The following is a 6,863-nucleotide window of genomic DNA, read 5'->3' on the forward strand; positions in this document are numbered from 1 at the left end:
CCGCCCGCCGGGGCGGCCTCGGCCGCCACCGGCCGGGCCATCGCCGCGGCCGACCCGGCCGGCTCGGCGTGCGCCGCGTACCCGGGGGCGTGCTGCCAGGACCGGTCCGCGACGCCCACCCGGCCCTCGCGCATGATCCGCACGGTGTGGCCGCCGCAGCCCGGGCAGGTCGGCTTCAGCAGCGGCGACGGCACCCGGACTCCGTTGGCGTGGTACTCGAAGACGACGTGCCCGTCCCGGGCCACGTGGTGCTCGATGTCGTACGCCTGCTCCCACCCGTACCCGCAGCTCAGGCACGCGAAGGAGTAGGCCTCCCGGACGGTCTCGACGGGAGTGTGCGTCCGGCCGCTCGGGCCGGTGCCGCTCGGGCCGGGGTCGCTCAGGGCGTTGCCACCGCGGGGGCTACCGATCGTCTCGCTCATAGCCGTCTCCCAGCGCCCGCCGGGCGCTCGCCCGGCTGGGTCTTTCCATCCCAGGAAATGCCCGGAACACCCCGGGCGATGCCCGTCTTGTGAAGTCTTGGAGGCGGGTTGGGAATCCCTATACGAAAGGGTGGGTCCTCTCCGGAAACCTCGACCGAAGCTTCAGCTCGACGGGTGTTTAACCCGGGGCCTTCTCTCCACGGTACGCGTCCGAGCGCGCTGCGGCACATCGTCGGCGAACGGTGCGTACCCGCAGCTCAGCGGCTTGCCGCGGACACCTCAGGACGGTTCGCCGGCCGCCCGCCCGGGGCCGGCCGCGGCCGCGTTCTTGGCCGCCACGACCGCGTCGAACACCTCCCGCTTGGGCACCGACAGTTCGGACGCGACCGCCGCGATCGCCTCCTTGCGGCGCTCGCCGGCCTCCTCCCGGACGGCCACCAGCCGGGCCAGCTCGGCCGGGGTCAGCTCCTGCGGCGCGGCCGGCGGCGCGCCCGCCACGACCACGGTGATCTCGCCCTTGACGCCCTCGGCCGCCCAGGCCGCCAGCTCGCCGATCGGCCCGCGCCGGACCTCCTCGTAGGTCTTGGTCAGCTCGCGGCAGACGGCGGCGGGCCGCTCGGCGCCGAACGCCTCCGCCATCGCGGCGAGCGCCTCGGCGATCCGGTGCGGGGCCTCGAAGAACACCATGGTGCGCGGCTCGGCGGCGACGGAGGCCAGCTGCCGGGCCCGGTCGCCGCTCTTGCGCGGCAGGAAGCCCTCGAAGGTGAACCGGTCGACCGGCAGCCCGGACAGCGCCAGCGCGGTGAGCACCGCGGACGGCCCGGGCACCGCGGTCACCTTGACGTCGGCGGCGACCGCGGCGGCCACCAGCCGGTAGCCGGGGTCGGAGACGGACGGCATCCCGGCGTCGGTCACCAGCAGCACCCGGGCGCCGCCGAGCAGCGCCTCGACCAGCTCGGGGGTGCGCCCGACCTCGTTGCCCTCGAAGTAGGAGACCACCCGCCCGGCCGGGGTCACCCCGAGTGCCTGGGTGAGCCGGCGCAGCCGCCGGGTGTCCTCCGCCGCGATCACGTCCGCGGTGGCCAGCTCGGTGAGCAGCCGGGGCGGGGCGTCCGCGACGTCGCCGATGGGGGTGCCTGCCAGTACGAGTACTCCTGTCACGGGTCCCATCCTTCCAGCAACCGGCCCCCGGGTGTTTTTGGTGACGTTTCGGGCAGCTTCGGAGGGAGCCTCGGCAGGCTCACGATGCGCCCCTACGATGTGGCGGATGAACGGCGACACGGCGGCGCAGACGCCCACTGGTACAGACCACACCGCGCGGGGTGACGTCGGCGTGCCGGTCCTGACGGACCAGCCGTCACCCGCCCTGCCCGGCCCCCGCGATCCGGACGGCGACGCCGGCCCCGGCGACGCCCCCGGCGGGCCCGGCGGCGACGGCTCCATACCCCCGCCACCGCGCCCCGCCTGGCTGCGCGGACTGGCCCGCTTCGGCTACGCGCCGCCACCGGCCGCGCCCCTGGCCGAGCGCCTGGTCCCGCCGATGCCGGACGGCCCGGGCGTCACCCCCGAACGGGTGCCGCCCTCGCCGCTGCTGCTCCGCGTGGGCCTGTCCCTGCCGGAGCCGCTCTGGTCCTGGCTGGTCCGCTGGGCCGGCTGGCTCGGCCCGCTCGCGGTGGCGCTGTTCGCCGGCGCGCTGCGGTTCAGCGACCTCGGCACGCCGAACGCGATCGTCTTCGACGAGACGTACTACGCCAAGGACGCCTACGCGCTCTGGCACGGCGGCTACGAGATCAGCTGGCCGGAGGGCGCCAACGAGCGGATCATGGCGGGCGACCCGGTCCCGTACCAGTCGAACCCCTCCTACGTGGTGCACCCGCCGGTCGGCAAGTGGATCATCGGCGCCGGCATCCAGCTGTTCGGGATGAACCCCTTCGGCTGGCGGTTCGCGGTGGCCCTGCTCGGCACCCTCTCGGTGCTGATGGTGGCCCGGATCGCCCGCCGGCTGTTCCGCTCGACCCTGCTGGGCTGCGTGGCGGGCCTGCTGCTCGCGGTGGACGGCCTGCACTTCGTGATGAGCCGGTCCGCGCTGCTGGACCTGGTGGTGATGTTCTGGATCCTCGCCGCCTTCGGCTGCCTGCTGCTGGACCGCGACCGCACCAGGGCCAGGATCGCCGCCCGTCTCGAAGAGCGCGGTGGCGGGCCGGACCCGGAGTTCGCCCGCCGGATGAACCTGGGCTGGCGCCCGTACCGGATCGCGGCCGGCGTCTGCGTCGGCCTGACCTGCGCGACCAAGTGGAGCGGCCTGTACGTGGCGGCGGCCTTCGGCCTGCTGACGGTGCTGTGGGACGTGGGCTCGCGGCGGCTGGCCGGCGCCGAGCGCCCCTACCTGTGGACGCTGGCCCGGGACACGGTGCCCGCCTTCGTCTCGATCGTGGTGACCTCGGTGGTCGTCTACATCACCTCCTGGTGGGGCTGGTTCGCCAGCAGCAGCGTGCCGAACCAGGGCGGCTACGGCCGCGACTGGGCGGTCGGCCGCTCCACCGACTACCCGTGGATCCCGGAGGGCCTGCGCTCGCTCTGGCACTACCACTCGACGGTCTACGACTTCCACACCCACCTGAGCGACCCGCACACCTACCAGTCGAGCCCGTGGAGCTGGCTGGTGCTGGGCCGGCCGGTGTCCTTCTTCTACGAGTCCCCGAAGCGCGGGACGGCCGGCTGCGCGGTGGACGAGTGCGCCCGCGAGGTGCTGGGCATCGGCACCCCACTGCTCTGGTGGGCCGGCGTGATCGCCCTGGTCTACTGCCTGTGGCGGTGGGCGGCCCGGCGCGACTGGCGGGCCGGCGCGGTGCTCTGCGGCCTGGCCGCCGGCTACGCTCCGTGGTTCGTCTACCAGGAGCGGACGATCTTCCTGTTCTACGCGGTCTGCTTCGTGCCGTTCCTGGTGCTCGCCGTGACCATGCTGGTGGGCGCGCTGATCGGACCGCCCGGAGCGTCCCGGGACCGGCGGGTCATCGGCGCCGCGGCGGGCGGCCTGGTGGTCCTGCTGATCATGTGGAACTTCCTCTTCTTCCACCCCCTGTACACGGGCGAGACGATTCCGATGGAGGACTGGCGCCGGCGGATGTGGTTCAACACCTGGATCTGACGCGTGCCGCCACCGGACCGGCGAGCGGAGCGGCGAAGGGTACCGGAGTGGTGTGCGGCACGTACCAGAACCGTCACAAGACCCGGTCCCTTCGTCGGTGCACGGAGTCCGGCTGCCTAGGCTGGGCTCCGAACGCGCATCCGGCCACCCTCCGGCTGCGGCCCGATCGCCTGACCCTTGGGGGAACCTCACCATGCGCAATGGCGCGAAGACCGGCATCATCACCGGCGTGGCCGTCGCCATGCTCGCCGCCGGCGGCTACGGGGCGTACAGCCTCGTCGGCGGCTCGGACGACAAGGACGCGCCTGCCGCCAAGAAGCAGCGCACCGTGGTCGCCGAGCCGCCGACCGCCGAGCAGGCCGCGGCCGGGGCCAAGGACTTCCTGGAGGCCTGGGCGGCCGGCGACATCGCCAAGGCGGCGTCGCTGACCGACGACCCGGCGGCCGCGACCACCGCGCTGACCGCGTTCCAGGAGCAGGTGAAGCCGAGCGGGCTCACCCTGGCGCCGGGCGGCCCGGCCACCCCGGCGGCCTTCGCCTCGGCGACCGGTACCCCCTCTCCCGCCAAGAGCACGGCCCCCGCCACCCCGAGCGACGCCCCCACCGACCCCTTGGCCCCCTCGGCCTCGGCCTCCGCCTCCGCCTCCGCTTCGGCCGCCCCGACCGGGACGCTGATGGGCTTCAAGGCCCGCGCCGAGTTCGAGGGCACCAACCGGGTCTGGGACTACAACGGCTTCCTCGGTGTCGTGAAGATGAGCGACAACACCCCGGCCGTGCACTGGGCCCCCTCGGTGATCCACCCGCACCTGGCCCCGGGCGAGACGATCTCCGTGCAGCCGCTGCCCCCGCTGGCGGGCAATGTGGTGGACCGCAACAACAAGGCGCTGAACAGCCCCTCGATCACCCCGCTGATCCCCACCCTGCAGGCCAAGGTCGCCAAGCTGCTCGCGGAGCAGAACAAGGACCAGAGCGACAACGGCACCGGTGTGGTGATCACCAACACGGCCGACCAGAACAGCGCCCCCGACCGGCTGTTCACCATCGTCGACCCCAAGCCCCCGAAGCCGTTCAAGCTGACCATCGACGCCGGCCTCCAGGCCGCCGCCGAGAAGGCGATGACCGACCTGGGCGGCAAGAAGGGCTCGATCGTCGCCATCGAGCCGAGCACCGGCCAGGTCCTGGCCTTCGCCAACGCGCCGGTCACCGGTCTGAACCGGGCCTTCCAGGGCCAGCTCGCCCCCGGTTCCACGCTGAAGATCCTCACCTCCACCGCCCTGCTGGAGGCCGGGATCAACCCGGACACCCCGGTGGCCTGCCCGGCGCTGAGCAGCAACCCGAAGAAGATCCCGAACTCGTTCCCGGACGCGTACCCGAACAACACGCTCCAGCAGGACTTCATGATCTCCTGCAACACCGCCTTCATCGACCAGGGCCTGGCCAGCCTCAAGCCGGGCGCGCTGACCACCACCGCCAAGGACGTCTACGGCATCGGCCTGAACTGGCAGACCGGCCTGCCCAGCTTCGACGCGGTGGTGCCGGACGCCGGCACCAACAAGGACGAGCAGGCCATGCAGTCGATCGGCCAGGGCAAGGTCCAGATGAACCCGCTGGCCATCGCCTCGATCACGGCCACCGTGCAGAGCGGTTCCTTCAAGCAGCCGGTCCTGGTCGCCGAGCTGCCGCAGCAGAAGGCCGCCCGCGACATGACCCCCGACGTCGCCGGCAAGCTGCGCCAGATGATGGCCGCCACCGCCACCGGCGGCACCGCCAAGGACGTGATGGCCGGGATCTCCGACAACGCGGGCGCCAAGACCGGCTCCGCCGAGGCGACCGGCATCGCCACCACCAACAGCTGGTTCACCGCCTACCGGGGCAACCTCGCGGTCGCCGCCGAGGTCGAGGGCGGCGGCCACGGTGTGGACGCCGCCGGCCCCGCCGTCGCCTCGATCATCAAGGCCGCCGGCAACCGCTGACGCCCCCGTGTTCGCCCGGGCCCGCCCTACCGCACCGTCGGCAGGGCGGGCCCGGTGCGTGCCAGCAGGCAGGGCGACGGTCCGGGCGGGCGGGCGCTCCACCGCCGGGCGGCCAGCCGGGGCCAGATCATCAGCACGGCCGGCAGCGCCAGGTAGCCGAACCGCCCGGCCGGGGCCAGCATGAAGGCGATCGCCAGCCCGGCGGCCAGCAGGTCGGCGGCGGCGATCGCGGAGACCGGCGGCCGGGCCAGCAGCCAGACCGTCACCCCCAGCCCGCCGACGGTCAGCAGCACCAGCGAGGCGATGTGCCCGGTGGGCCCGAACCCGGCCAGCACCTTGCCCGGCAGCGGGCTGCCGGCCGGCGTCTGGATCGCGGTCAGCCCGAGCGGGAAGCGCACCACCTGCTCGCGCAGTTCCTCGGCCCGCGCCAGGACGTACGGCACCAGGACGGCGGACGCGGCGCCGAGCGCGGTCAGCCCGGCCCGGGCGGCCGGCCTCCGCCCGTAGAGCCGCCAGAGCAGCAGGACGGCCACCGGCAGCGCCGGCCAGACCGTCCACTTCAGGGTCCCGGCCAGGGCCAGCACCAGCCCGGCGGCGATGGTCCGGTCCCGTTCGGCCAGCGCCATGGCCAGACAGCAGAGTCCGATCAGCGGCAGGTCCACCCCGCCGCCGACCAGCGCCAGCGCGACCAGCGGCGAGGCGGTGAGCACGGCCAGCGGCAGCAGCGGCGCGCGGTCCCGGGTGGGCCTCAGCAGCCGCCAGCTCGCCAGCAGGCAGGCGACGAAGGCCAGCGCGAACCAGATCCGGGCGTCCCCGGCGAGCCGGGCGAGCGCGTTGCCCTCGCCGAGGATGGTGCGCGGCACCCCGAACAGCGACATCGCCGGCAGGTAGGGGTTGTAGTCGCTGACCACCACCGGGTGCGGCAGGTACGGGCTGCCGGTGCTGAACAGCAGGTGCGCGGAGCGCTCGACCACCATCACCTCGGACTGGTGGCGGCCCTGCAGCACCAGGGCCGTCAGCGGCACCGTGACGGCCCCCAGCAGGGCGGCCGCCGCTCCGGCCCGGGCGGCGAAGCGGCGCGGCAGGACCAGGCAGAGCAGCCCGGCGAGCAGGTAGGCGGGGGCGGCGAGGTTACCCCACAGGCGCTGGTTGGGCAGGTCGGAGACGAGCGGGAAGCCGGCCGCCCAGCCGGCGGCGATCAGGCAGCCGAGCAGTTGGACGCCGCGGTGCGCGGTGAGAGCGGCCGGCCGCAGCCGGTCGAACGGGCCCCGCGGGCCGCTCCGGCCGCGCTGACGGGGGAACGGCCCGCCGCGCGGCCGGC

The 6,863-nt window shown here is 74.1% G+C and carries 5 protein-coding genes; 2 read left to right on the top strand and 3 right to left on the bottom strand.

Annotation, left to right across the window (positions count from 1 at the left end; translation table 11 throughout):
* Nucleotides 1-422 (bottom strand): hypothetical protein (locus tag ABD308_RS27385; protein ID WP_344339864.1); only part of this gene is annotated, 422 nt, incomplete at its 3' end.
* 279 nt (nt 423-701) lie between these two features.
* Entirely contained in the window at nt 702-1,583 is an 882-nt protein-coding gene (gene rsmI, locus ABD308_RS27390) for a 16S rRNA (cytidine(1402)-2'-O)-methyltransferase (RefSeq protein ID WP_344339867.1), read from the bottom strand.
* 106 nt (nt 1,584-1,689) lie between these two features.
* On the opposite strand from rsmI, the gene ABD308_RS27395 reads away from it, so the two are divergent.
* Both ABD308_RS27395 and ABD308_RS27400 read left to right on the top strand, forming a co-directional pair.
* On the top strand, nt 1,690-3,570 hold the full coding sequence (locus ABD308_RS27395) for a dolichyl-phosphate-mannose--protein mannosyltransferase (RefSeq protein WP_344339869.1): 1,881 nt from the start codon (nt 1,690-1,692) through the stop codon (nt 3,568-3,570).
* Nucleotides 3,571-3,763: 193 nt separating this feature from the next.
* Nucleotides 3,764-5,542 carry a penicillin-binding transpeptidase domain-containing protein gene (locus tag ABD308_RS27400; protein WP_344339870.1) on the top strand — a complete coding sequence of 593 codons (1,779 nt, stop codon included), beginning with the start codon at nt 3,764-3,766 and terminating at the stop codon, nt 5,540-5,542.
* 26 nt (nt 5,543-5,568) lie between these two features.
* Here ABD308_RS27400 and ABD308_RS27405 read toward each other — a convergent pair.
* Nucleotides 5,569-6,863: glycosyltransferase 87 family protein (locus ABD308_RS27405; RefSeq protein ID WP_344339872.1), on the bottom strand; the 1,295-nt coding region annotated here is incomplete at its 5' end.

It is taken from the genome of Kitasatospora putterlickiae (assembly GCF_039527695.1).
Classification (GTDB): domain Bacteria; phylum Actinomycetota; class Actinomycetes; order Streptomycetales; family Streptomycetaceae; genus Kitasatospora; species Kitasatospora putterlickiae.

Bases quoted from the DNA above. Each gene is read 5' to 3' on its own strand.
- ABD308_RS27395 (WP_344339869.1), top strand. From the start codon at position 1,690: ATGAACGGCGACACGGCGGCGCAGACGCCCACTGGTACAGACCACACC.
- ABD308_RS27400 (WP_344339870.1), top strand. From the start codon at position 3,764: ATGCGCAATGGCGCGAAGACCGGCATCATCACCGGCGTGGCCGTCGCC.